This window comes from Pseudomonas sp. D47, assembly GCF_045447305.1.
In the GTDB taxonomy this organism is placed as follows: domain Bacteria; phylum Pseudomonadota; class Gammaproteobacteria; order Pseudomonadales; family Pseudomonadaceae; genus Aquipseudomonas.
Window position 1 is genome coordinate 1 of the sequence record NZ_JBJGXU010000041.1, and the last position, 24,151, is coordinate 24,151.

General features: G+C 62.0%; 19 protein-coding genes and 1 pseudogene. 6 read left to right on the forward strand and 14 right to left on the reverse strand.

Translation table 11 applies throughout. The features are described 5' to 3' along the window. Positions 1-381 precede the first annotated feature (381 nt). The gene (gene mrdA, locus ACI77I_RS22420) at positions 382-2,274 is read left to right on the forward strand and encodes a penicillin-binding protein 2 (RefSeq protein ID WP_406998452.1); all 1,893 of its coding nucleotides are present in this window, start codon (positions 382-384) and stop codon (positions 2,272-2,274) included. Between the two features lies 1 nt (position 2,275). On the opposite strand, the gene ACI77I_RS22425 is transcribed toward mrdA, so the two are convergent. After that, the gene (locus ACI77I_RS22425; protein WP_094951189.1) at positions 2,276-2,677 is read right to left on the reverse strand and encodes a GFA family protein; all 402 of its coding nucleotides are present in this window, start codon (positions 2,675-2,677) and stop codon (positions 2,276-2,278) included. A 96-nt stretch (positions 2,678-2,773) separates the two neighbouring features. On the opposite strand from ACI77I_RS22425, the gene ACI77I_RS22430 reads away from it, so the two are divergent. Further along, entirely contained in the window at positions 2,774-3,241 is a 468-nt protein-coding gene (locus ACI77I_RS22430) for an SRPBCC family protein (RefSeq protein WP_263274827.1), read from the forward strand. Between the two features lie 54 nt (positions 3,242-3,295). Here ACI77I_RS22430 and ACI77I_RS22435 read toward each other — a convergent pair. Next, positions 3,296-3,671: pseudogene (locus tag ACI77I_RS22435) on the reverse strand (hypothetical protein); the annotation flags it as partial. Between the two features lie 157 nt (positions 3,672-3,828). On the opposite strand from ACI77I_RS22435, the gene ACI77I_RS22440 reads away from it, so the two are divergent. The 4 genes from ACI77I_RS22440 to ACI77I_RS22455 all read left to right on the forward strand — a co-directional run bounded on the left by ACI77I_RS22440 (position 3,829) and on the right by ACI77I_RS22455 (position 8,230). Then, positions 3,829-6,186 (forward strand): DNA polymerase II, encoded by a 2,358-nt coding sequence (locus ACI77I_RS22440; protein ID WP_094951191.1) that lies wholly within the window; start codon positions 3,829-3,831, stop codon positions 6,184-6,186. A 74-nt stretch (positions 6,187-6,260) separates the two neighbouring features. Beyond that, on the forward strand, positions 6,261-6,839 hold the full coding sequence (locus ACI77I_RS22445; RefSeq protein ID WP_406998453.1) for a GNAT family N-acetyltransferase: 579 nt from the start codon (positions 6,261-6,263) through the stop codon (positions 6,837-6,839). A 13-nt stretch (positions 6,840-6,852) separates the two neighbouring features. Next, positions 6,853-7,485, forward strand: coding sequence for a glutathione S-transferase N-terminal domain-containing protein (locus tag ACI77I_RS22450; protein WP_094951193.1), 633 nt, complete (start codon positions 6,853-6,855; stop codon positions 7,483-7,485). 163 nt (positions 7,486-7,648) lie between these two features. After that, complete coding sequence (locus ACI77I_RS22455; RefSeq protein WP_406998454.1) at positions 7,649-8,230, forward strand: DUF4174 domain-containing protein; 582 nt, start codon at positions 7,649-7,651, stop codon at positions 8,228-8,230. 109 nt (positions 8,231-8,339) lie between these two features. On the opposite strand, the gene ACI77I_RS22460 is transcribed toward ACI77I_RS22455, so the two are convergent. The 12 genes from ACI77I_RS22460 to ACI77I_RS22515 are packed head-to-tail and all read right to left on the reverse strand — an operon-like array spanning position 8,340 to position 23,715. Further along, the gene (locus ACI77I_RS22460; protein WP_406998455.1) at positions 8,340-9,374 is read right to left on the reverse strand and encodes an acyltransferase family protein; all 1,035 of its coding nucleotides are present in this window, start codon (positions 9,372-9,374) and stop codon (positions 8,340-8,342) included. 43 nt (positions 9,375-9,417) lie between these two features. After that, positions 9,418-10,827, reverse strand: coding sequence for a murein biosynthesis integral membrane protein MurJ (gene murJ, locus ACI77I_RS22465; RefSeq protein WP_406998456.1), 1,410 nt, complete (start codon positions 10,825-10,827; stop codon positions 9,418-9,420). Between the two features lie 2 nt (positions 10,828-10,829). Further along, the gene (locus ACI77I_RS22470; RefSeq protein WP_406998457.1) at positions 10,830-12,263 is read right to left on the reverse strand and encodes an O-antigen ligase family protein; all 1,434 of its coding nucleotides are present in this window, start codon (positions 12,261-12,263) and stop codon (positions 10,830-10,832) included. Then, positions 12,260-13,363 carry a glycosyltransferase family 4 protein gene (locus tag ACI77I_RS22475; protein ID WP_406998458.1) on the reverse strand — a complete coding sequence of 368 codons (1,104 nt, stop codon included), beginning with the start codon at positions 13,361-13,363 and terminating at the stop codon, positions 12,260-12,262. The genes ACI77I_RS22470 and ACI77I_RS22475 overlap by 4 nt, the downstream gene beginning before the upstream one ends. Continuing rightward, a complete protein-coding gene (locus ACI77I_RS22480) occupies positions 13,354-14,571 on the reverse strand; it encodes a glycosyltransferase family 4 protein (RefSeq protein ID WP_406998459.1) in 1,218 nt (405 codons plus the stop codon). The genes ACI77I_RS22475 and ACI77I_RS22480 overlap by 10 nt, the downstream gene beginning before the upstream one ends. 8 nt (positions 14,572-14,579) lie before the next feature. Next, on the reverse strand, positions 14,580-15,908 hold the full coding sequence (locus ACI77I_RS22485; RefSeq protein ID WP_406998460.1) for a GH39 family glycosyl hydrolase: 1,329 nt from the start codon (positions 15,906-15,908) through the stop codon (positions 14,580-14,582). Beyond that, the gene (locus tag ACI77I_RS22490) at positions 15,898-17,088 is read right to left on the reverse strand and encodes a glycosyltransferase (RefSeq protein WP_406998461.1); all 1,191 of its coding nucleotides are present in this window, start codon (positions 17,086-17,088) and stop codon (positions 15,898-15,900) included. Before ACI77I_RS22490 ends, ACI77I_RS22485 begins: the two co-directional genes overlap by 11 nt. Then, positions 17,088-19,079 carry an exopolysaccharide transport family protein gene (locus tag ACI77I_RS22495; RefSeq protein WP_242155290.1) on the reverse strand — a complete coding sequence of 664 codons (1,992 nt, stop codon included), beginning with the start codon at positions 19,077-19,079 and terminating at the stop codon, positions 17,088-17,090. Before ACI77I_RS22495 ends, ACI77I_RS22490 begins: the two co-directional genes overlap by 1 nt. Before the next feature lie 14 nt (positions 19,080-19,093). Further along, positions 19,094-19,870, reverse strand: coding sequence for a polysaccharide biosynthesis/export family protein (locus ACI77I_RS22500; protein ID WP_094951203.1), 777 nt, complete (start codon positions 19,868-19,870; stop codon positions 19,094-19,096). Between the two features lie 29 nt (positions 19,871-19,899). Next, positions 19,900-20,811 carry a glycosyltransferase family 2 protein gene (locus ACI77I_RS22505; RefSeq protein ID WP_094951204.1) on the reverse strand — a complete coding sequence of 304 codons (912 nt, stop codon included), beginning with the start codon at positions 20,809-20,811 and terminating at the stop codon, positions 19,900-19,902. A 1-nt stretch (position 20,812) separates the two neighbouring features. Then, on the reverse strand, positions 20,813-22,276 hold the full coding sequence (locus ACI77I_RS22510) for a mannose-1-phosphate guanylyltransferase/mannose-6-phosphate isomerase (RefSeq protein ID WP_094951205.1): 1,464 nt from the start codon (positions 22,274-22,276) through the stop codon (positions 20,813-20,815). Next, a complete protein-coding gene (locus tag ACI77I_RS22515) occupies positions 22,276-23,715 on the reverse strand; it encodes an undecaprenyl-phosphate glucose phosphotransferase (protein WP_406998463.1) in 1,440 nt (479 codons plus the stop codon). The genes ACI77I_RS22510 and ACI77I_RS22515 overlap by 1 nt, the downstream gene beginning before the upstream one ends. Between the last annotated feature and the right edge of the window lie 436 nt (positions 23,716-24,151).

Sequence of the window (24,151 nt, forward strand, 5' to 3'; positions counted from 1 at the left end):
GAAAGTGTAAAAGAAGTCATGCTCGCGAGTAATCTCAATGTTAACGCGCGTATCTGACACGCTCTAGCGCCTAAGCCCTTAGGGAGGAAGCGCTGGGGCTGGGGCCATCGCCAACGACACACCCTACGGTCTCCAGGCCCACATTTTTTCCTCGGGCCTAGGGACTGTAAAGAGCCCATACCCTTGCCGAGAGTATGGCACTTTCGATCTGGAGGCCTTTCAGCAGCCAAAATCGGTCCTTGCCTGACAAAACAGCATGCCGTTGGGGAAATCGATGCAAAGTGTTTCTGCATTTTTGGTATGGTGCAGCACATTTTCACAAGGATTGATCTTTCATTCGCAGGACGCGGCGTCGACCTTCTTCAACGAGATGCTGTAGAAATGCCTGAACCGATACCGATCAAGGATCACGAAAAAGAAAACCGCCTGGTCAACAAGCGCCTGCTCGCCTGTGCGCTGTTGGTCATCGGCATCACCTGTGCCCTGGTGGGCCGCATGTATTTCCTGCAAGTGGTGCAGTACGACTATCACTCGACCATTTCCGAAAACAACCGGGTCCACGTCCTGCCGATTACGCCCACCCGCGGGCTGATCTATGACCGTAACGGCGTGGTGCTGGCCGACAACCGTCCCAGCTACAACCTGACGATCACCCGCGAACGTACCACCGACCTCAAGGGTGAACTGGACGCCATCGTCAATCTGTTGCACTTGCCCGCCGAAGACCGCGCCGTATTCGACAAGGCGCTGAAACAGGCGCGCCATCCTTTCGTGCCCGTCACGTTGTTCTACGAATTGACCGAAGAACAGATCGCCGTATTGGCTGTTAACGAATTCCGCCTGCCCGGGGTGGACGTTGAACCGCAGTTCGTTCGCCATTACCCGTTGGGCGCGCACTTTGCGCATTCAATCGGCTATGTCGGCCGAATCAACGAAAAAGAATCCAAAGCCCTCGACTCCGTGGAGTACCGCGGTACCCAGTCCATCGGCAAAACCGGTATCGAGCGCTTCTACGAGTCCGAACTGCACGGCCACGTGGGTTATGAAGAGGTCGAGACCAACGCCCAAGGCCGAGTGCTGCGGGTGCTTAAGCACACCGACCCGATCCCCGGTAAAAACATCGTTCTGAGCCTGGACGTCAAACTGCAGGAAGCCGCGGAAGAGGCCTTGGGCGATCGGCGCGGTTCGGTGGTTGCCCTCGACCCGCAAACTGGCGAAGTCCTGGCGATGGTCAGCAAGCCGAGCTTTGACCCGAACCTGTTCGTCACCGGCATCAGCTTCAAGGAATATGCCGCGCTGCATGATTCCATCGACCGGCCGCTGTTCAACCGCGTGCTGCGCGGGCTCTACGCGCCCGGTTCGACGATCAAGCCGGAAGTCGCTATCGCCGGCCTCGACAGTGGCGTGGTCACCGCGCAAACCCGCGTGTTCGACCCCGGTTACTACCAGTTGCCCGATTTTGACCACAAATACCGTAACTGGAACCACAGCGGCGACGGCTGGGTGGACATGGACGCCGCCATCATGCGTTCCAACGACACGTATTTTTACGACCTGGCCCACAAGCTGGGCATCGACCGCCTGCACGACTACCTGGCCGAATTCGGCCTCGGCCAGAAAGTCTCCCTCGACATGTTCGAAGAGTCAGCCGGCCTGATGCCTTCCCAGGCCTGGAAGCGCGCGACACGGCGCCAGCCGTGGTTCCCGGGCGAAACCGTGATCCTCGGCATCGGCCAGGGCTACATGCAAGTCACACCGTTGCAGTTAGCCCAGGCCACCGCTTTGATTGCCAACAAAGGCGTGTGGAACCGACCGCACCTGGCCAAGACCATCAATGGCGTGCCGCCAGTGGATGAGAACCCGATGCCCAACGTGGTCCTCAAGGACCCGCGTGATTGGGAGCAGGTTAACCATGGCATGCAGCTGGTGATGCATGACCCGCGTGGTATCGCGCGGGCCGCAGCAGCAGGCGCGCAATACCGCATCGCCGGCAAGAGTGGTACAGCGCAAGTCGTCGCGATCAAGCAGGGTGAGCGTTACAACCGTAACAAGACCCTGGAGCGCCATCGCGACAACGCCTTGTTCGTTGGCTTCGCGCCGGCCGAGCACCCGACAATCGTGATCTCGGTGATGATCGAAAACGGCGAGGCCGGAGGCCGGGTAGCGGGCCCTGTGGTGCGGCAAATCATGGATGCCTGGCTACTCGACCAGGACGGCCACCTGAAGCCGAAATATGCCACGCCGGCCAAAGCCCCGGGCGACCCGCGCGTTTAAATCAGGCCTTCCATTCGTCCCAGTGCTCTACGCCTGCATACGCAAGCCAGGGCACATCATGGGCCGTCCAGATGTGCGCGGTGGGCCGTACGCCCGGATCATTATCCAGCGTCGCCACCCGCACAATCACATGGGGCTGATGCCCTCGCTCCGCCATCAGATGTGAGCCGCAACGCGAGCAGAAATGCCGGAGTTTGCCGGGCGAAGACTCAAACGATGACAGCAGCGCCTCACCCTGCGTCCAGCGAAAATGTTCGCGCATCACCCCAGCCGTGGCCACAAATGCTGCGGCATGCACCTTACGGCAGCTGTCGCAGTGGCAATGGCTGATGGGCATGTCCAGGTTGTCGACTTGGTAGCGCACAGCCTCGCAGAAGCAACTTCCATTCAACGGGTCAGTCATACTCGTATTACCTGATCTGGGATGGGCTCATCATCGCGCAGAACCGACGGTTGCGCATTGGTCAATGTCGCCTACTGTCAATGGAGGAGGTGACTTATGCATGTATTAGATCGTATCGAACGAAAAGTCCTGCTCAACGCTCCACGTAAACAGGTGTGGGAAGCACTCACCGATGCCGAGCAATTCGGCAGTTGGTTCGGCATCGCCCTCGAAGGCAAAACCTTTGCCCCCGGGCAAACCATCGAAGCGCCGATCACCTATAAAGGCTACGAGCATGTGGTGTGGAAGGCCAAGATCGAACGCATCTTGCCACAAACCCTGTTCTCGTTCTGGTGGCACCCTTACGCGGTCGAAGAAGGTGTCGACTACGACAGCGAAACACCAACCCTGGTGGAATTCACCATCGAAGATCGCGCGCCAGGCATTCTGCTGCGGGTGGTTGAATCCGGTTTTGACGCCGTGCCCGAAGCCCGACGCCAGAAAGCCTTCAAGAAGAATTCCCGTGGCTGGGATGAGCAAATGAGCAACATCGAAACCTATCTGGGCCAGGCCCGTCGCGCCTGACCCAAACGGGTATCTTGATGCTGCCCGTTATCAAAACGCTCAGTCGTTTGACCGGTTGCGCGCCTGTGTCCAGATCCCCGTCAGCCCGACACTGAGTGTGTGGCTGACGGCACCTACCGTTCAGCCGGTCATCAAGCGGGTGTTGTCTTCCAAGTGGTGAATACGCGAGCCCGTCACCGTGGCGTTGCCCAGATTGTCTGTCAGCGTCACTGACGAATAACGGCCATCCTCATCGGCATGTTTGTCGCCGCCCGCGAGGTAAGCCGTCCAGTGGTCGCTTAGGTCATATTCAGCGCGCAGCATGCCGACCGTGTCTTCAATATTGGTGTAACCCCATTTCGGTGCGTAGTGGCTAGCCGCCGATGTCGAGGTGTTCGCCAACCCGCCCATCACTGCTGATGTCCGTGCTGAAACGGCGCAACGGCACATCCAAACGCGCAGACGACTCCGGCGCGAATAATAGTAAGTGTTATTAATGTTCTTCAGCCAATTTGTGAGATTGCGTTCGCCCTGCGCGTTAACGTGCCGCGTTTGCCCGGATGCCGAGTAGAATCACGCCCTGAAAGCGATTCCTGAGGTGCGGTACGGTGGATTTACAGCAGGGTTTTGTCCTGACCCGGCATTGGCGCGACACGGCGGCAGGTACGGAGGTCAGTTTCTGGCTGGCGACCGACCAAGGCCCCCGGTGCGTGCGCTTACCCGCGCAAACCTCGGTGATGTTCATTCCCGAGGCCTATCGCAAGCCGCTGGGTTGGTTGCTCAACGGCGAGCGCGATATCGAGCTGCGCCCGCTGCAGCTGTGCGATTTCCATCACCGCCCGGTATTGGGCCTCTACACCCGCCAGCACCGCCAGTTGATGGACCTGGAAAAACGCCTGCGTGCCGCCGGTGTGGATGTCTACGAAGGCGACGTGCGCCCGCCCGAGCGCTACATGATGGAGCGCTTCATCACCGCCCCGGTGTGGTTCGGCGGCACACCAGACGCCAACGGCAGCCTGATCGACGCGCAGATGAAACCCGCGCCCGACTACCGCCCGCCGCTGAAGCTGGTGTCCCTGGACATCGAGACCACCGCCCAGGGCGATCTGTATTCCATCGCCCTCGAGGGCTGCGGCGAGCGCCAGGTGTACATGCTCGGCCCGCCGAACAAAACCTGCGCGGTGGACTTCAAACTCGACTACTGCGACACCCGCGCGCAACTGCTCGAACGCCTCAACCAATGGCTGGCCACCCATGACCCCGACGCGATCATCGGCTGGAACGTGGTGCAGTTCGACCTGCGCGTGCTCCACGAGCATGCCCAGCGCCTCAACGTGCCGCTGTTGCTGGGCCGTGGCGGTGAAGCCATGGCCTGGCGCGAACACGGCAGCCGCAATCACTACTTCGCGTCTGCAGCGGGGCGCTTGATTATCGACGGCATCGAAGCCCTGCGCTCGGCCACTTGGAGCTTCGAGTCCTTTAGCCTGGAAAACGTCGCGCAAACCCTGCTCGGCGAAGGCAAGGACATCTCCACGCCGTACCAGCGCATGGACGAAATCAACCGCATGTTCGCCGAGGACAAGCCCGCCCTGGCGCGCTACAACCTCAAGGACTGCGAGCTGGTCACGCGGATTTTCGAGAAAACCGAGCTGCTCAAGTTCCTGCTCGAGCGCGCCAGCGTCACCGGGCTGCCGGCCGACCGCAACGGCGGTTCCGTCGCGGCGTTCACCCATTTGTACATGCCGCTGATGCACCGCCAGGGCTTCGTCGCGCCGAACCTGGGCGACAAACCGCCCCAGGCCAGCCCCGGCGGGTTCGTGATGGACTCGCGTCCCGGCCTCTATGAATCGGTGCTGGTGCTCGACTACAAAAGCCTTTACCCGTCTATCATTCGCAGCTTCCTGATCGACCCGGTGGGGCTGATCGAAGGCCTCAAGCACCCCGATGACAGCGAGTCGGTGGAAGGCTTTCGCGGCGCGCGCTTTTCGCGTACCCGGCACTGCCTGCCGTCCATCGTCACCCGCGTTTCCGAAGGGCGCGAAGCCGCCAAGCGTGACCACAACGCGCCATTGTCCCAGGCGCTGAAGATCATCATGAACGCCTTCTACGGCGTGCTCGGTTCCAGCGGTTGCCGGTTCTTCGACACCCGGCTGGCGTCCTCGATCACGATGCGCGGGCATCAGATCATGCGCCAGACCCGCGAGCTGGTGGAGGCCAAGGGGTATGAGGTGATCTACGGCGACACCGACTCCACCTTCGTCTGGCTCGGCAGTGCGCATGCTGCGGATGACGCCAGCCGCATCGGCCGGGAATTGGTGCAGCACGTCAACGACTGGTGGCGCGCGCATTTGCAAGCTGAATACGGCCTGCAAAGCGCCCTGGAACTGCAATACGAAACCCACTTCAGCCGCTTTCTCATGCCGACCATTCGCGGTGCGGAGGAGGGCAGCAAAAAGCGTTACGCCGGCTTGGTCGTGCGCGCTGATGGCAGCGAAGAGATGATCTACAAAGGCCTGGAAACCGTGCGCAGCGACTGGTCGCCCCTGGCCCGGCAATTCCAGCAGGAGCTCTACCAGCGCATCTTCCATCGCCAGCCCCATCAGGACTACGTTCGCGACTACGTGCGCCGCACCTTGAGTGGCGAACTCGACGACTTGCTGATCTACCGCAAACGCCTGCGCCGCCAATTGGACGACTACGAACGCAACGTGCCGCCGCATGTGCGCGCCGCACGCCTGGCCGATGAATACAACGACCGCCTGGGGCGCCCGCGCCAGTACCAGCGCGGTGGCTGGATCAGCTATGTGATCACGGTCAACGGCCCGGAACCGCTGGAAGTGCGGCAGGCGCCGATCGACTACGACCACTACGTCACCCGGCAATTGCAGCCGGTGGCGGATGCGATTTTGCCGTTCGTCAACGACGATTTCGCCACCCTGGTCGGCGGGCAAATGGGCCTGTTCTAAAATGCTTGCCTGGAGGGGATACGAGCCTGCACTCTTGGCCTGATGATGACCACCCTCAGACGGCGCAGCTTCTCATGACTCAGATCACCCTGACCGGCAACACGGTCGAACTCCAGCCACTGCAACGTGAACACGCGGCTGCCTTGGTCGAGGCTGCCGCCGACGGCGAGCTGTGGAACCTCAACGTCACCAACGTGCCCGGCCCCGAGACTGTCGACAAGTACCTCGACATTGCGCTCATCGGCCGTGAGGCCAGCAGCATGATCCCGTTCGCTGTGGTACGTCGCGACAGCGGCCAGGTGGTCGGCAGTACACGCTTCTGGAAGGTGGACAGGGTGAATCGCAAGCTTGAGATCGGCCACACTTTCTTGGCGCAATCCACGCAAAAAACCGCGGTCAACACCGAAGCCAAACTGTTGCTGCTGACCTACGCCTTCGAAGTATTGGAGTGCGTGCGCGTGCAATTCAGCACCGACGAACTCAACGAAAAGTCCCGCGCCGCGATCCTGCGCCTCGGCGCCTTACAAGAAGGCATCGTGCGCCACGAACGCATCATGCCCGACGGGCGCAAGCGCAACTCGGTGCGCTTTAGCATCATCGATTCGGAATGGCCGCAGGTGAAGGCCAACTTGCAGGCCAAACTGCTGCGATAAGGAAGAAACGCCCATGTACACGCTCTACGGCATTGATGAATCCGGCTCTTGCATGATCGAAATCGCCCTACAGCGTTGCGCGGTGCCCTGGCGTCGTATCGACGCCAGTTCCTGGGCGGACGGCGAGGGCAGCGAAGACCTGGCGCGCATCAACCCGCTCAAACAGATTCCCACCCTGGTCACGCCCGATGGCCAGGTGCTGACCGAAAGCGCCGCGATCCTGATCCACCTGGGCCTGGAGTTCCCCGCCTCCCATCTACTCGCCGGCAACCGCGCGCAGATCCTGCGCGGCCTGGTGTACATCGCCGCGAACTGCTACTCGGCCATCGGCATCATCGACTACCCGCAACGCTGGCTGGGCACCGCAGATGAAGCGCTGCAAACGCAATTGACCACCGGTACGCGGCGCTATCTGCATCACGCCTGGGTGGTGTTCGCCCAGCAGTTCGCCGACCAGTTGTTTACCCCGGATACTGTGCCGAATGCACTGGGCATCATGGCCGCAGCGGTGTCGCGCTGGGACGCGGCGCGGGATGTGTTAAACGACCTGGCGCCAGGCTTTGCCCAGACGCTGGCGCAGGTGGATGCCGACCCCCTCGTGGCGCCCGTGTTTGCTCGGCATTGGCCGGAATGGGGCGTCTCCTAATGTTTCTGCAATCAGAAGAAACAATCACCGTTGTACCTGTCCAACCCCTTGCGTAGCGGGCTTCCTGACCTACGCTTCTTAACGAGGTGTAGGAATCATCCTTGAATTTGGCTGTCGCAGACATGAAACTCAAGAACTTGCATGGAATTCAAAGGAGGTGCGCATGCTCATCCGGTCGCTGACCCTGGCTACCTTGATGGCTTTTACGGGGCCGCTGTTGGCCGCGGATGATATCAACCCGCTCAAGCAGGACGTGGGCAAGTCCCGTCCGCTGGTGGTGGTGGAACTTGATTCCGGCAACGACACATTGGCGACCCTCAAAAAACAGCTGGACGAGCCTGCCAACAAGCAGTCCTTTGAAGAGCGCAACATGGTGTTCTACACCGTGAAGTTCGGCAGCATCGGTGCTGAAGGCGAAAAATTCGCCAAGGACGCGAAGGACAACAAAAAGCTCACGCCGCCTGAAACCAACGCGCTGATCCGCGCCCTCAAACTCGGCGCCGGCAGCGGCACCAAAGTGATTCTGGTGGGCAAGGACGGCGAGAAGAAAGTCGAGAAAACCGTGCCACCGGATACCCTCGACCTGAAAGAGTTCTTCATCGCCATCGACCAGATGCCCATGGCTGAAAAAGAACTCGCCGCCCCAGCCGAACCCGAGCCAGCCGCCGAGCCAGCCAAAGGCGCCAAAGCAGCCAAGCCTGCCAAGGCCGGCAGCAAGGCAGCCCCTGCGCAACTCGATGATTGAACCTACATAACCCTTGTGGGAGCGGGCTTGCCCGCGATGACGGAGTGTCAGTCAAAACACCTTTGAATGATCCACCGCTATCGCGGGCAAGCCCGCTCCCACAGGCGTGTTAGCGTTGCTCTGAAGTTCTAGCGGCCTTGCGCACCGGAAACGGAAAGTAGAAAAACCGCAGGAACGCCACCCGCTTGATCACTTCCCCGATCAGCAACGGCACCACCACCGCCACCACCAGGCCCACGCAGGCCGACACCAACGGGTGCAGGCCCAGGCGCTCCATCAGGTCGACGGTCTTGTGCTGGATCTCCCCATGGAAGATCAACAGGATCAGGGTCGACTGGCCGATGTAGGTCATCGCCCGCGTGATCACGGCCGAGACCATCAGCACCCGCGCCAGTGCCCAGCACGCGTACACGCCGATTACCGCCAGCAGGCTGGTCCACAACCAGTGGTCGTAGCGCCGCTGCGCCAGGTCCATGGTGTCGTGGCTGTAGAGGAACACCGCGGCGAACAGTGCCACTGAAATCACCAGCGTCAGCAGCGAGCCTTCATGGCGGCGCAGCCAATCGCGCAGCAGGTAGCCGTACACGAAGTAGGTACTGCTGATCAGGGTGATCTCGAGGCTGAAGGGCAGGCCGGGCAGCGTCCAGGTGTGCTCACCGACGGTCACGGGAATTTGCCAGAACCACGGCAGCACCCAGATGCCGAGCAACAGTTGCGCGACCATCAGCAGGCAGCCCATCGCCAGTGACAGCTTCAGGCGCTGGATCAGCCGCAGCATCAACCCACTGAACAGAATCGCTACCCAAAAGTGCGGCAGAAACCACAGTGCCTGCCATGGAATGGTGTCCACCGAGGCGTACAGCACGCCGCCAACATCCGGCAGCAGCGGTTGCCCGCGCAATAGGCTGCGTACGATCACATACACCAGCATCGTGAAGAAAAACGGCTTGAGCAGGCCGTCGGCCTTGCGTATCGCCATCTCCACAAACGGTTGCTCGGGCTTGAAGAACACCCCGGACAGGAAAAAGAACAACGGCAATATGAACGACGCGATGACCGGATAGATCAGCTCCGGAGAGTTGGCGACGAACCAACTGTGGCCATACACGATCATCAGGATGCCAATGCCTTTGGCAATATCCATCTGTATCCAACGATGTTTCACCTGACCACCCCCGAACGATTATTCACGCCTTGCGCCACGGCTTCAGCCACAGCCCCATGCCCAGCACCACCACGACGCCTGCCAGGGTGCTGAGCCCCAGTTGCAGCCATACGCCTTGAATCCGAAACAGCACCAGCGCGGCCAACCCCATGACAGCCGCACTGAGTAACCATTGCCGCGCCCAGGGCAGGGCGCCCAGCAGGTTTTGACGCTGCATCAGCAGCAATGCCGTGCAGATCACCCCCGCCAGCGCGGCCAGCGGGATACCCGCCAAGCCAAACGCAAACGGCAGGGCGCCCAGCAACAGCACGTTGACCAGGCTGCCGAGCAACTCGCAACGCAGCGGCTGGCGCGTATCGCCGGCGGCGTAGGCATAGCGCGCGAGTAAGGCGTTCCAGGCGCCGAACACCAGCGGCACGGCGAACCACGCCAGCAGCAGCGGCAGTGGCGAGTCCGCCGATTGTTTGGGCAGCAGCAGCGCCACCAGGCTCGGCGCCGCCGCGACCAGCCCAACCCCGGCCGGCAATGTCAGCACACTGGCGGTTTCCAGGCCGCGCTTGAGCAAGGCCAGGCGCTCATCGCCCTGGCGTCGGCTCATCATGCCCAGCAGCACCTGGTTGAGGCTCATCAACGCAATCAGCGGCAGGTTCATCAGCTTGCGGGCGAGGTTGACCCAAGTCACCGCGCCTTCGCCGAGCAGCGAGGCCACCAGCCGCTCGATCAACGCCAGCCCTTGGCTGGCGCCATTGCTCAGCAACAGTGGCCCGATGCGCTGGCCCAGCTCGCGCAGTGGCGCAGCACTCAATTGCCAGCGCCACGGCCGCCAGCCCTGACGCCAGATCGACGGCAGCAGCGCCAAGGGCATCAACAGGCTGCCGGCCAGGCAAGCGAGTGCCAACCCATGGGGTTGAGTGGCGGTGCCGGCCACGGCGAGGTACGTCACCGGCGGCAGGTTGAACAGCAGCGAACCCAGCCCCGCCAGCACAAACCGCTCGCGGGCCTGCAACGGAATACTGAACAGCGCATGCAGCATCAAGCCCGGCACACACCACGCGACGATCTGCAGGTTGCCGCTGGCCAGCGCCGTGGCACTCGCCGCGAGCCCCGGGCCCAGCAACTGCACCAGCCACGGCGCCAACAGCGTCAGCAACAGGCTGGTGAGCAAGGCAATCAGCATCAATGCCGGGAACAGCACGCCCAGCCAGTCCAAGCGCTCGCCATCTTTGCGTTGCAGGTACAACGGCAGCGCGGCGGCGCTGAGCACGCCACCGGCCAGCGACATACGCAACGCCTCAGGCAAAAACAGCGCGATCAGGAACGCATCGCTGCGCTCGCCCGCGCCCCAGGCCGCCACCAGCAGCCACTCGCGGGCGAACCCCAGGCACAGGCCCAATAAGGTCGCCAGGGTCAGCCAGACGGCGCTGCCAAGCACGGCTAAGGCCTTGCGCCGTCAAGCATCGGCTTGCGAAGAGCCACGGCCTTGGCCTGCGGCAGTCGCGCCGGAAACAGCCGCCGTGCCTCCAGCACATTCAGGCCCACCATCAACCAGAACAGCGACACCATCACCACGGCAAAACTGAAGTAGTGGTCAAACAAGCCGCTGACCAGCGCCGAGAGAATCCCGGCGGTGCTGCCCAGCCACAACGCGTTGTCCTTGGTCAGGCGGATTGGGCCTGGCTCCGGGCGCGCTTCACGCCACCAGCGCACGGTGACGGCGACAAACAGCAGCATGCCGACAATGCCGATCTTGTAGATGTAGTTCAGCCACAAGTTCGAGATCCCTAAAAAGTGCGTACCTGGCACCGGCGGGTCGACCTTGAAACCGATGCCGAACGGGTACGCCTCCACGGCCTGCGGGAACATGCGGTATTCGTCGAAACGGACTTCGGTACTGGCGTTGTCCGACGAAAAAATCGTCGCCAGGCGGTCCTGCAGCGGCGGGTAGGCCATCACCAGCGCCACCGTCAGTGCTGCGCCGATCATCAACAGGCGCCCGGTGTAGGGCACGCGGCGCGTGGCCATCCAGATCAGCACCAAGGCCAGGCTGACCATCGCGCCACGGCTACTGGCCAATAGCAACGCAGCGGCGCCCAGACAGGCCACGCTTAGGCCCAGTGCGCGTTTCCAACCTTGTTCGGTCATGCCGTAGCAGAACGCCAACGGCAGCAGCAGCGCCATGATCCCGCCGATGGCATTGGGGTGCATCCACGGCGAGCCCATGCGTGATGCCATTGCCTCCAGGCCGAATTTCAACATGTCGAAGTTGCCGTAATTGAACAGCGCCAGAATCGGCGCAATGCCGGCGCCCGAGCGGGTGCGCACAAACACCGCAATCGACAGCACCAGCATCGCGAGGCTGCCCAGCAGCAGGGCAATGACCAGGGATTCGCGCTGCTTTTGGTTCACCAGTAACTTGGCGGTCAGGAACACCCCCGACAGGTTCAGCAACCAGCGCAGCCAGTTGGCCACGCCGCTGCTGTCGGCGTGGATGGTGACTTGGCCGACGATAAACGGGAACACGCTGAACAGCATCAGCCACAACAGCATCTGGTCGGTGGGGCGGCGCGACAGGCTCGGCGTGTCGGGCAGTCGCGACAGAAAGCTGTGCCACAGCAGCGCGCCCCAAGTCAGCGCGAGGATGGCTTCGCTCACCGTACTGCGGATGCCCAGGTTGAGCGTCGAATACGGCATAAACGTCGCGACCCCGGCAAACAGCAACAAGCCCCAGAGCGGGAAGCGCAGGATGGTCACGGCAGCGGCCAGGCCGATCACCGCGAGGAACGCCTTGGCCGGTGACAGCAGCAAGGCCAGGGCGCCGAACAGCAGGCCGAACAGGATCGCGACGAGGCTTGCCAGGGAGACTCTCATTTCAATTCCTCGATCAGTTCGGCCAGGCGTCGGCGATAAGCCTGATGGTTGAAACGTTGCGCCCACAGCCGGCATTGCTCAGGCGACTCTTGCGCGGGGCGCGCCACCAGGTCGAGCATCAACTGCATCAGCGCCGGACCGTCAGTGGGCGAGAAGCGCGGCGCTGAAGGCGGAGTGATTTCATCCAGCGAGGTGCCACTGGCGACGGCCACCGACGTGCCGACGCTCAGGGCTTCAATCACCGGCAAGCCGAACCCTTCGGCATACGACGGCTGCCACAGGCGCGAGGCCTGGCGGTACAGCGCGTGCAGCTCGGCATCCGTCACACCGCTGAGGGCGCGAATGCCCGGCAGGTTGCGCTGCGCCTCGGGCAAATGCTCAAGGCTGCCCACCAGCACCAAGGCCGGCACGTCGGGTGACAGGCGCCGCGCTTGCTGCCAGGCGTCGACCAGAAATGGCACGTTCTTGCGCAGTTCGCGGGTGCCCACCAGCAGCCAGAACTGCTCGGGCAGCTTGCGCGGCGTGAGGTCGGCCGCCAGTTCGACAAAACTGTCCACTTGATTGGGCAGCACCCGAATCTTGCCTGCTGCCTTGGGAAACAGCCGCGCGGTTTCTTCAAAGCTGTACTGCGAAGGCGTCCATACGCGGTCGGCGCTGTGCACCGCGTAGGCAATCGACAGCCGATCGCAGGTCTTGTAGATCAGCGCCTTCAAGCGGTTGGCGTGGTAGTTGTTCAAGGTGATCTGGAACAGGTCATGCAACAGCACCACGGTGCGCAAACCCTTGGGTTTGGGAGGCAGCGGCAGGCCCATATTGAAGGTGCTGATGTACAGGTCGATCTGTTGTTCACGCAATGCACGCGGCAAAAAACCGGCCTCGAAACGCAGGCGATTCTGCGGCTGATGCATTGCGGTTTTCGCACAATCCCAGGCCGGGCAGTGCGCCTGCAAGCGGGTTTCATCGCCCAGCGGCGCCACGGTAAACCGCTCAAGTTCAACCTGCGGCAAGGTACGCAAGGCAGCTTCCAGCGCGTACACCTGGCGGCTGATCCCCGAGTGCGGAGAGGTGCCGACGGTGCGGTAATCCAGGCCTATGCGCATGCGGGCTCCTTTTGATTGAGCGGCGCAAGGCGCGCGTACACCTGCTCAAGCTGGCTGGCGGCGACACTCCAGTCATGAGCTCGGCGAACATAGGCGCGGCCCGCTTCGCCCATGGGCGCGGCGGCCTCGGGAAATTGCAGCAGGCGCACCACGGCATCCGCCAGGCTGTCGGCGGTTTGCCCGCCCAGATAGTCCAGGCCTTCGATCAGGTCCAAGCCCGACACGCCTTGCTCGGTACTCGCTAAGGGTAGCCCGGCGGCCAGCGCTTCGAGCACTTTCAATTTGGAGCCGCCGCCATGGCGCAGCGGCGCCAGAAACACCGAACAGCTCGATTGCAGGTTCAACAGGTTCGGCACAAACCCTTGCCATTCGATGCGCGGGTCTTTCCACCGCTCACGCCAACTGCCGGGCATGCCGAAGCCGCACACGCTCATGCGCGCGTCGGGGCAGCGCTCCCAGACTTTGGGCAGGATTTCATCCAGGGCCCACTCGATGGCGTCCACGTTGGGCGCGTATTCATAGTTGCCGAGGAACAACACGCGGCGCGTCGACGGGTCGGGGTGGGCGGCGGCGAAGTGATCGCAGTCCACGCCATTGACCACCACCGGCACCGGTTTACCGGCGATCGTTGCCAGCACCTGCGCATCGCCGTCGGTGACCGCCACCACCTGCGTGGCTTGGCGCATCACCCGGCGTTCCCAGCGCACATAGCGCCATTGATCGTAGCGAATGAACGGCAGCGCCCAGCGTGGCAGGCGGTCATAAGTGGCCGCGCCCAGCGCCGATTCAACGTTGTGTTCGGTCAGCACGAAAGGCTGGGATGTGCGCGCCAGGGCGTCTTCGTACGGCTGGAACGTGTAGCTGTGCTCGATCTGCACCACGTCCCAATGCTCCTTCAGCAATTGGTTGAAGGTGTCCTGCAACACCCCCGACAGGCCATTCACGCTGGCCAGCAGCGGGTAGGGCGCAAACAGCCCGGCCACCAGGGTTTTCAAGCTGCGCAGCGGGCGGCGCGGCAGGATGATCAGTTGCTCCAGGAACGCTTCCAGCACCTGGCGATCGGTCAGCGACACCGGGTGCTTGTCATGCAGCAGCAAGGTAATCCGATGCCCACGCGCGGCGAGGCTGCGCAGCAGGTGAAACTGGCGCGTCTTGCCGCCGCTGGTGGCCGGCCAGGGCGAGTAAGGCAGGATCCATAAAATACGCATGGCGGGCTTCAATCCCATAACAAAATTTGCAGGTTCGACTTGACCGCGAGGGTCAGCCCGTTGGTGCCGCTCACCGGGGTTTGCGTGCCGCGCAGCGGGTCGTAGAGCGTGGCGCTGGCGAGGTTGGGCAAGTGCGCGTTACCGCCTTGGGCCGACCAGAAGAACCACAGTTTGTGGCCGTCGGCGCGGGTCCAACCGATGCTGAACAGGCCGTTGGGCAATTGGTCGGCGGTCGGCGGGTCGCCGGGCGTGAGCTGCGGGCCGCTGACGTCGAGGAAGTTCTTCAAGGCGGTATAGACCGGCTTGGGGTTGGCGTCGATGTCGAGCAAGCCATAGAACTGGTCGCGCACGCTGGCGCGCTGGTCGAGGTCGCTCAAGGTGAACAGGAAGATCCGGTCGTAATCCATCGCGCTCATCAACGCCACGCGGCGCACCACATAATCGGCCTGGCCCTGCAGGGTGATGAGGTCCTGGGCGTCTTTTGGCCCGGGGTAGGTCGACCAGCCCCACTCGGTGCTCCACAGCGTTTGCACGCCGGCGTTGCGCAGGGACTGGTTAAGCGCAGTGGTCTTGGCGATAAAGTCCAGGTTGGCCGGGTCGTTGCCTTCGGGCAGCTGCGTGTAAGGGTGGTAGGAAATCACCGTGTTAAGGCTGGCCACGCCGAGTGCGCCGAGGGCATCGAACAGGGTCTGGCCGTTGGGCATTTCGCTGAAGAATGCCATGCCGGCCGCCACCACCGGTTTGCTCGGGTTAACCGCGCGTAACGCGGCGGCCGTGGCTGTCAGCAAGTTGGCGTAGCCGGCCGGGTCGGCCACCGGGCGCCAGAAACCGAGCAAATTCGGTTCGTTCCACACCTGCCAGGCATCCACGCTGGGGTAGCGCTGCGACAACAGCGCCATGCGGTTGGCAAACACGTTCGGGTCCTTGGGCGGGTATTGGTCCTGATAGGGCGCACCGACCGGCGCGGTGGTGGCGAAGGGCGCCGAGCCCACCAGGTAGAACACCGACTTGAGCTGGTTGGTTTGCAGGTTGCCGACCAATTGATCAAGGGTCGCCACCTGATACTGGTTTTCCACCGGCTCAAGTTGATCCCAATGCAGGTCCAGGCGCACCCATTCCAGGCCCAAGGCCTTGAGGTGATCGATCTGCATCTGGTAGCGCTCGGGGCTGAACCACAGGAATTGCGCGTTAACCCCCAAAAAATCCTTCCACACCACCACCTTGTTGCCCTTGAGCACATGGCTCTCGGCGTCGGCCTGGCGGCCCCACATAAAGGCGGTCAGGCCAAGTGCGGCAACCACCGCAAGGAGGGCGAGGAACGTGCGTTTACGCGCCATCAGGGGCTCCTGCAATTGCCTGCTCAAAGAGTTGCTTGAATTGCTGTGCGGTCAACGGCCACAGGCGTTCGCGGCCAATTTCCCCGGCACGTTCGGCCCAGTCGCGGGCCAATGTCGGCGTGCGCGCCAGGCGCAGCAGTTGTTCGCTCAGCGCCGCCACGTCGCCTTGGGGATAGATCGCGCCATTGCCGCTGGCGACTTCTTCGGCAAACGCCCGCGCATCCGAGGTAATCGCCCCGCGCCCACACGCCGCAGCCCAGGACAGCGCGCCACTGGTGCCGCGCTGGCGCCCCAGCAGGCTGAGCTTTTTCGATTCGCGGTACGGCAGCACCATCACATGGTGCGCCTGGATCGTCTGTGCAATCTCGCTGGCCGGCAGGTTCAGCCGCCAGTCGATAAAGCCCGCCAGGCCAAGTTCAGCGATCTGGCGGTTCAACTGCTCGAGGTAATTGCCGCCTGCGCCGAACGCCATTTCGGCGGCAGTGCCACCGGCCAGGGTCAGGCGCACACGGTCACGCAACTGGGGGGCTTGCTTGAAGGCATCGGCCAGGGCCTGCAGCAGGTCCTCAATGCCCTTGCCACGGTAGATAAAACCGAAATACAGCAGGTGCAAGGTGTCCAGCGAGGGTAATGGCGCGGGAGCAATCGCCAGGTTGGCGTGGTTGATCACCGCCACTTTGCCCGCCGGCAGTTGCATGCGCAGGCCTAGGCAATCGGCACCCAGGCGGGTGAGGGTGATCAGCCGCGTCAGGCCTTGGGCGACGTGGCGTTCTTCACGCAAGGTCAGCGGGTCGGCGAGCACCACCGCCGCTTGCGGCAGCGGGTTGGGCAAACGCTCCAGCAGGTTTAACGGGAAGGGCAGGTGCTCGCGGCGCCACACCATGCGTTCCGGGTCGTGCACCGTGGCGGTCAGCGGCAGCCGGGGGTAAGCCTTGCGCAGTTCGCGCAGGGCCAGGAACTCGCCCAATCGCCCGCCGCCCAGCTCGGCGTGGACCAGGTCCACGCTGTGCCAGTCGAACGCGGCGATGGCGTGCTTGATCGCTTGCGTCGTGCCTTGCACGCCACTCAACGGTGTCGCCACCGTCACGCCCAGCTGTTCCAAGGCCGTCTTGAAATGGTTCGCGTAGTCGGCGATCCCATTTTTCTCCGGCGGCAAAGGCGCGAGCAGGGCGATGTGCATCAGAACGCCCCCCGGTATTTGGCGATGGTTTTAAGCACCTTGGCCGGCACTTCGAATCTGCGCCGGTTGATGATGATGCCGTCCACCTTGCCGAACGCGGTGTTGAGGATCGACAGCGCGTGTTCCACCACCGGCACCGTGCTTTTCTGCGCTTCCACCACCAAGGCGATCAGGTCGGCGCGGCGCAGGTTGATGAAGGCATCGCGGTTGTCCAGCAGCGCCGAGGCATCCAGTAGCACCACTTCGCCGCGGGCTGGCGGCTCGACGCCGCCGACCCGCACGGTGATGCCGTTTTCCTGCAGCAATTGACGCAGCTGTTCCACCACAAAGGTCACGCCTTCGCCGTGGCGCGCCGAGGTCAGCCCGAGGGTCAGGCCTTGTTCGGCCACGCGGTCCAATTGCAGCAAACTATACAGCCGGTAAATGCTCGCATTGAACGCGTTGGTACTCTGCGCGGTGCTGGTGTCCAGCTCCGGCAGTGTCGTCCACAGGGGCAAGCCGAACTTGCGCTCTACCAGCCCGCCGTCGTGAATGCGCTGGTCGAGCAGGTAGCACAGGTAGATCACCAGCAGGCCGACGACGATCGCGAACGGGATCGCCAACACCAGCATCACCAGGGTTTTGGGGAAGATGCGGCCTGGGTTCAAGGTGGCTTCTTCGATCACCGCGATGTTGCTGATCTGGCTGTTGTCCAGCTCACGGTCGATGCGCGATTTTTCCAGGTTGTCCACGTACAGCGCGTAGTTGCGCTCGGTGGCGCTCAGCTCACGGGCAAGGCGCGCCAGTTCCGGCTCTATTTCCAGGGCTTGCTTGCGCTGCGCTTCGAGGTTCACCAATTGCTTCTGCTGCTGCACCAACTGGGTACGCAAGGCCAGGTTGTTACTCGACTCATCCAGCAGCACGCGCTGCAAGTGGATTTCCAGGGTGTTCGGCGCACGGTTTTCCGAGCTTTGCACCGTGTTGCTTTCACCTGCAACCTGGGCCTGCATCGCCCGGATCGAGGCATCCAGGGCTTTGACCGGCGGCGCGTTGTCGGTGTAGGTGCGCATCATGTCGGCTTTTTCCAGCAGCTTCTGGTTGAGCAGGCGACGCAAATCTTGCTGCTGCGGGTTCAGCGCAATCTGGCGGACCGTGGTCACCTCCTTGGGCTGGGTCTTGAGCTGAGTGCGGGTGCTGTCCAGAGCGCTGTCGGAAGAGGCGATCAGGCGCGTGGTGTTGAACGTTTCGCCGCGCAGCACGTTGATGCGTTCGGACAAATCTTCCAGGCGATCGGTGATGCTCGCCGCGCCGATCTCATTTAAATGCTTGAGGATTTGCTCCTTATAGCGCTTGATCTCGGTGGCGCTGTTGGACACCTGGCCTTCATAGAAGGCGTAGAGGCTCTTGCGCCCCAAGGCCTGCGTGCGTTCGTTGATGTAGGTCTCGACCCAACTTTTGACCACCGCCTGGGCGATCTCCGGGTCGCCCCACTTGAAGCTGATATCCATCACCGTGGAGCCGGCGGCGTGGCTCACTTCGAAGTTCTTCTCCAGGCTCGCGGCCAGGCGTTCCACTGGGGTGGTTTTTTCAACGATGCCCACCGTTTCTAACACCACGCGCAGGCCGTCGAACACGGCGCCGACGCCACTTTTGACGTAGTACTTGGTGCGCTTCCAGAAGCCTTCCGGTGGCGGCATTTTGTCGATCGCTTCCAGGTAATGCTCGGCCACCGCACGCACGATGGGGCGCCCGGTCAGCAGGCGCTCCTCGTCGACAATCGGGTCACGCTGGGTGCTGGGCATGACCAGCGCCTGGCGGTTGCTGATCTCGATCGGCAAGGTCGAATCGCGCCCCGGCTTGACCAGCAGGCGCGCGGTGGATTCGTACTTGGCCGGCAGCAAAAAGGCCCCCAGCAAAATGATCACCAGCGCCGCGATGGCCGCCAGTTTGAACTCATGCCGGAAGATGAAGAACAGACGCAGAAGATCACGAAAAGAACGGATCTCGATCATGGGATGTCGCTCCTTTAGTTATTGCCGCCGCTGGTTCGGGTGTAGTTGTAGCCAACCCCAATGGACTTGGTGAACGGGATCAGTTGGTTCAAGTAGGTATCCACTCCTTGGATGCGCTCGCCCACATTGGATTTGGGCACGAACACCACGTCACCGCGTTGCAGGTGCACCGGTTTACGCCCGTTGGGGCCGGGCTTGAGGTATTGGCTGAAGTCCAGGAAGTAGGCGTGGTAGGCGCCTTGGGCATCTTCGCGCAACAACGCAACCATGCTGGCATTGCCCGATGGGTTTACCCCGCCGGCGCCGACAATCGCTTGCTCCAGGGTGTTGGCCGTGCCCAGTTGTACCGCCGTCGGGTTATTCACCGCGCCGCCGACGATCACCGAGTTGCCCGGTGCCTGGTTGATGTTCACCGTGACGCGTGGCTCGCGGTACACCGGCGCGAGCTTTTTGCTTAGCTCGGTGGCCAGTTCCGATGGCTGGCGCCCGGCGACTTGGATCGGGCCCAGGAACGGGTAGTTGATCTTGCCGTCGGTCTGCACCGTGTACAGCGTCAGCTCGTAGATGGTGCTGACGTTGAACGCCGACAGCGTCGGCATCTCGCCGGCATCGCGCACGATGCGCAACTGGTCGCCGATGCGGATGCGTTCCACCGCCGGCGGCAACTGCGCCAGCTGGTCGAGGGCGCGTTTGCCGTCCTCCACGGTCTGGTCATCCGGCGGGACGATGCGTGCCGGCGTATTGCAGGCGGCCAAGGCCAACATGGCCAAGAGGAGCACGGTTTTTTTCATCAAGGGGGACTTCCTGTAGGTCATGCTGCTCACCTCCAATAACCGGGGAACATGCTGATGCGCCGCTTGAGGGCGAGTGGGAGCCGGCGTTCCAGATGGCCCAGCCGATAGCCGAGCAACTTGAACGCGCTGCGCACCAGTACTTCGGGTACGCGGTGCAATGCACCGGCTGCGCGCAATGCCGCGAGCTCAGCCTGTACATAGCGTTTACCTTCACCGCCGGCATCGCCAAAGGCCTGGCGAATCCACGGCTCGCGGCCGTAAAACACGCCAATGTCGAAGTAGCGGTGAAACTCATCCATGAGTCGGTAATCGTGGGAGTGGTACACCCGCGCTGACGCGGCGTAGCGCACCTTGTAGCCGTCAAGCAGCAGGCGCGCAGCGACGTAGGCGTCTTCGCTGCCGATCACATCAGCGGGAAAACCGCCGACGGCCTGCAAGGCGCTGCGTCGGTACACGCAAAACGAGTCGGAGCTGAAGCAGGTCTTGATCCCCAACTGCGGCGCATCGGCCAGGCTCTTGCTGCGGCTGTGTTGCGGGTAGTTGAAGTGCCGTGATTGCGCGCCCAGCACGCCGGCGCCGGGGTGCGGCAGTTGGCGGCCGTAGGCCACGCCGTTGAGCGGGTCTTGCTGCAATTCTTCGAGCAGGTTGGCGAAGGTCTCGGGGCTTTCGGGGATCGCGTCCTGGGTCATCACGATCAGCGCGTCACCGCTCACCTGTTCACTGGCCCAACGCCGTGTGCCGCCGTGGTTGAAATCGCGGGCGTTGATCACCTCGACCCGCGCGCCGAACTCTCGAAAGCGCGCCACGGTGTCATCGCTGGAGGCGCTGTCGACCACCAGCATCTCGTCCGGTAGCAGCGTCTGCATTTTCAGCGCGGGCAGCAATCGCGCCAGGTGGCTGGACGCGTTGCGGGTCGGGATGATCAGCGAGGTACGCATATCACTTTTTCACGTCGGCAGCGGGCGCACGCCCGTAAATGTCGTCAAAACGCACAATGTCGTCTTCGCCCAGGTACTCGCCGCTCTGCACCTCGATCATCACCAGGTCGATGATGCCGGGGTTGGTTAGGCGGTGTTTGTGCCCGGCCGGAATGTAGGTGGACTCGTTGGCGTTGATCAGGAATTCGCGCTCGCCATTGGTGATCTGTGCCGCGCCGCTGACCACCACCCAGTGCTCGCTGCGGTGGTGATGCATCTGCAATGACAGCGACGCCTGCGGCTTGACCACGATGCGCTTGATCTTGAAGCGGCTGCTTTCCTCCAGCACCGTGTAGGTGCCCCACGGCCGGGTTACGGTGCGGTGCAGGCTGTACGCCGGATGGTCCTGGCGCTTGAGTTCGGCAACGATGTAGCGCACATCCTGGCTGCGATTGGCGTCGGCGATCAGCAGCGCGTCAGGGGTATCGACAATGATCAGGTCGCGCACGCCGACAGCACCGAGGACACGCTTGGGCGAGTCGACGTAGCAGTTGTGCACGTCATGCAAAATCGCTTCGCCATTGACCTGGTTGCCATTGGCATCGCTGGGGGTGAGCTGGCGCAGCGCTTCCCAGGAACCGATGTCGCTCCAGCCGATGTCGCACGGCACCACGGCAACTTGCTTGGACTTCTCCATCAGCGCCACGTCGATGGAAATATCCGGCGCAGCGCCAAAGCCTTCGGCGCTCAGTTCACGCTGGCGCGAGGTTTTATTCTGCAGGTTCTGGCTGTGTTCCAGCGCGGCTCTCGCGGCCGCGAGTACGTCGGGAGCATGAACGGCGAGTTCGTCCACCAAGGTGCTGGCCTTGAAGCAGAACATGCCGGCGTTCCACAGGTGTTTGCCACCGTCGAGGTAGCCTTGCGCGGTGGCCAGGTCGGGTTTCTCGACGAAGCGTTTGACGCGGTTGCCGGTGCCCAGCACGTCGCCTTTTTCGATATAGCCGAAGCCGGTTTCCGGGTGGTCGGGCTGGATGCCGAATGTCACCAGGTAGCCCGCTTCGGCCAGCTCACGGGCCTGGGTCACAGCGGCGGCGAACGCGGTTTCATCGCTGATCAAGTGGTCGGCAGGCATTACCAGCAGCTGCGCCTGATCGCCGAAATGCTCCTGCACATGCAGCGCCGCCACCGCGATGGCCGCCGCGGTGTTGCGCCCGAACGGCTCCAGCAACAGGTCCAACGGCAGGTGCGCCTTGTTGACCACGCGGTAGTCATCCAGGGTGCGAAACAGCAGGTCGCGGTTGGTCACCGTGAGCACACTTTCCACACCTGGCAGGCGCGCGGCGCGCTGGAAGGTCTTTTGCAACAGGCTCATGCCGTCACGCATGCGCATGAAGGGCTTGGGCATGTTCTGCCGCGACACTGGCCACAACCGTGTGCCCGAACCACCGGAAATAATGCAGGGAATCAAGCCGTTGAGGGCATTCATCAATAGACCTCCTTGGTGGAGAGGACGGCGGGGACCGTCATAAAGACGATGTACAAGTCAAACCACACCGACCATTTGGAGATGTACTCCAGGTCGTACTCGACGCGCTTCTGGATCTTGATCAGGGTGTCGGTCTCGCCTCGGTAGCCGTTGATCTGTGCCCAGCCGGTGATGCCCGGCTTGACCCGATGTCGCGAACTGTATTCGCTCACCGCGACTTCGAACGGGATACCGGCGGCCTTGGTCGCCGTGGCGTGGGGGCGTGGGCCGACCATCGACATATTGCCCAGCAGCACGTTGAACAGCTGCGGCAGTTCGTCGATGCTGGTTTTACGAATAATCCGGCCCACGCGGGTGATGCGCGGGTCTTTGCGGGTGGTTTGTTGCTCGGCGGTGAAGTCGCTCTGGTCGGTGAACATCGAGCGGAACTTGAACACGCGAATCTCGTTGTCGTTGTAGCCGAAGCGGTTCTGGCGAAACAGCACCGGGCCTTTAGAGTCGAGCTTGATCGCGATTGCCGTCGCCAGCATCACCGGTGACAGCGCCACCAGTGCCAAGCTGGCCAGCAGCACGTCTTCACAGCGCTTGATTACCGGCGACCATCCGCGCAGCGGCAACTGCGAGGTATTGAACATCAGAATGCCGCCCACGTCGGTGATGCGGCTGTGGCCGTAGCGTAGGGCGGCCATGTCCGGGACCAGCATCACGTTTACCGACATCTGGCGCAGGCGATTGACCAGCCCGTGGATACGTTGCTCGGCAGCCCACGGCAGGCAGATCATCACTTGGTTGACCTGCTCGGCGCGGATCAGTTTTTCCAGGTCGCGGGTGTTGCCCAGCAGCGGCAGGTTGCTCAGTTCCTTGGGAATGCGCTCGGTGCGGTCGTCGATAAAACCAATCAGGCCGGAGCGGATATCGCCATTGCGTTGCAGGTGGTCGGCGACGTGCACGGCGGTGTCGGTGAAGCCCAGGATTACCGTACGTTGCAGGTATTTGCCCTTGCGCATCAGGTTGCGGTACAGGCGTAGCATCAACAGGCGCTCAAGGCAGAACAGCCCTAGGCTGGCGAAGTACCACGCGACCAGATTGCGCGGGGTCAATTGCGGGAAAAACAGCAGGATCTGGTACATGAACAGCAAGATGCAGAACGCCGCCGACCAGGCGACTATCTTGGCCCGCAGGCGCAGGCGATTACTGAACAGATCCTCGGAATAGATGCTCAGGGCCTGGAACAGAATAATGGTCAGAATCGCGAAAAACAGCAGCAAACCGAGGAAGTGAGAACGCAGTTCGGGGGCCATCGGGTCGAGGAAAAGCGCCAGCACCAGTGGCGGCAAAATAGCCGTCAGGCCGTGGATCAATTTGACGAAAACAACAAAAAACTCAACAAATCCGGCGCGGGTCAGAAACAGGCTGTCGACTGACGACTTCTCTCGCATAAAACATCCCTCATTGCACTCCAGACTTCTGTTCGGCTTGCTTGAATACGCACAAGACGAACGACGGCTACTCTGGCTAAAACGCAACTGACCCTTCATCTGAAGCTATCCAAATGAATGTTTTACGTGGGCAGTGACTTAAGGAATGTTCCTTAGGATTGCTTTGTCGGTGGGTTGACGATGCTCTGGAGGTGGCGTGCTAGACAGGTTAACTGGTATTTTTTGTGGCATTTTATTGACGTTCCTTGTTCGAGCACTCGATGTTGGGGGTGTGTTTTTGAGTGTAGGAACAAATATGAGAATTTTCCTGCTGGATGGGTAAAGCTTTTTTGAGCGGCGGTAGGAAAAGGGGACAAAGAGGGCACGCTAAGTCCCAGAAAGTACGGCCTTTGAGACGGGTGGAAGTTGTTTTTAAACTCAGATAAAAATGTATCCA

Excerpts from the sequence above, each read along its gene's own strand:
- mrdA (WP_406998452.1), top strand. The coding sequence starts at position 382 with ATGCCTGAACCGATACCGATCAAGGATCACGAAAAAGAAAACCGCCTG.
- ACI77I_RS22425 (WP_094951189.1), bottom strand. The coding sequence starts at position 2,677 with ATGACTGACCCGTTGAATGGAAGTTGCTTCTGCGAGGCTGTGCGCTAC.
- ACI77I_RS22430 (WP_263274827.1), top strand. The coding sequence starts at position 2,774 with ATGCATGTATTAGATCGTATCGAACGAAAAGTCCTGCTCAACGCTCCA.
- ACI77I_RS22445 (WP_406998453.1), top strand. The coding sequence starts at position 6,261 with ATGACTCAGATCACCCTGACCGGCAACACGGTCGAACTCCAGCCACTG.
- ACI77I_RS22450 (WP_094951193.1), top strand. The coding sequence starts at position 6,853 with ATGTACACGCTCTACGGCATTGATGAATCCGGCTCTTGCATGATCGAA.
- ACI77I_RS22455 (WP_406998454.1), top strand. The coding sequence starts at position 7,649 with ATGCTCATCCGGTCGCTGACCCTGGCTACCTTGATGGCTTTTACGGGG.
- ACI77I_RS22460 (WP_406998455.1), bottom strand. The coding sequence starts at position 9,374 with ATGGATATTGCCAAAGGCATTGGCATCCTGATGATCGTGTATGGCCAC.
- ACI77I_RS22470 (WP_406998457.1), bottom strand. The coding sequence starts at position 12,263 with ATGAGAGTCTCCCTGGCAAGCCTCGTCGCGATCCTGTTCGGCCTGCTG.
- ACI77I_RS22475 (WP_406998458.1), bottom strand. The coding sequence starts at position 13,363 with ATGCGCATAGGCCTGGATTACCGCACCGTCGGCACCTCTCCGCACTCG.
- ACI77I_RS22480 (WP_406998459.1), bottom strand. The coding sequence starts at position 14,571 with ATGCGTATTTTATGGATCCTGCCTTACTCGCCCTGGCCGGCCACCAGC.
- ACI77I_RS22485 (WP_406998460.1), bottom strand. The coding sequence starts at position 15,908 with ATGGCGCGTAAACGCACGTTCCTCGCCCTCCTTGCGGTGGTTGCCGCA.
- ACI77I_RS22490 (WP_406998461.1), bottom strand. The coding sequence starts at position 17,088 with ATGCACATCGCCCTGCTCGCGCCTTTGCCGCCGGAGAAAAATGGGATC.
- ACI77I_RS22495 (WP_242155290.1), bottom strand. The coding sequence starts at position 19,079 with ATGATCGAGATCCGTTCTTTTCGTGATCTTCTGCGTCTGTTCTTCATC.
- ACI77I_RS22500 (WP_094951203.1), bottom strand. The coding sequence starts at position 19,870 with ATGAAAAAAACCGTGCTCCTCTTGGCCATGTTGGCCTTGGCCGCCTGC.
- ACI77I_RS22505 (WP_094951204.1), bottom strand. The coding sequence starts at position 20,811 with ATGCGTACCTCGCTGATCATCCCGACCCGCAACGCGTCCAGCCACCTG.
- ACI77I_RS22510 (WP_094951205.1), bottom strand. The coding sequence starts at position 22,276 with ATGAATGCCCTCAACGGCTTGATTCCCTGCATTATTTCCGGTGGTTCG.
- ACI77I_RS22515 (WP_406998463.1), bottom strand. The coding sequence starts at position 23,715 with ATGCGAGAGAAGTCGTCAGTCGACAGCCTGTTTCTGACCCGCGCCGGA.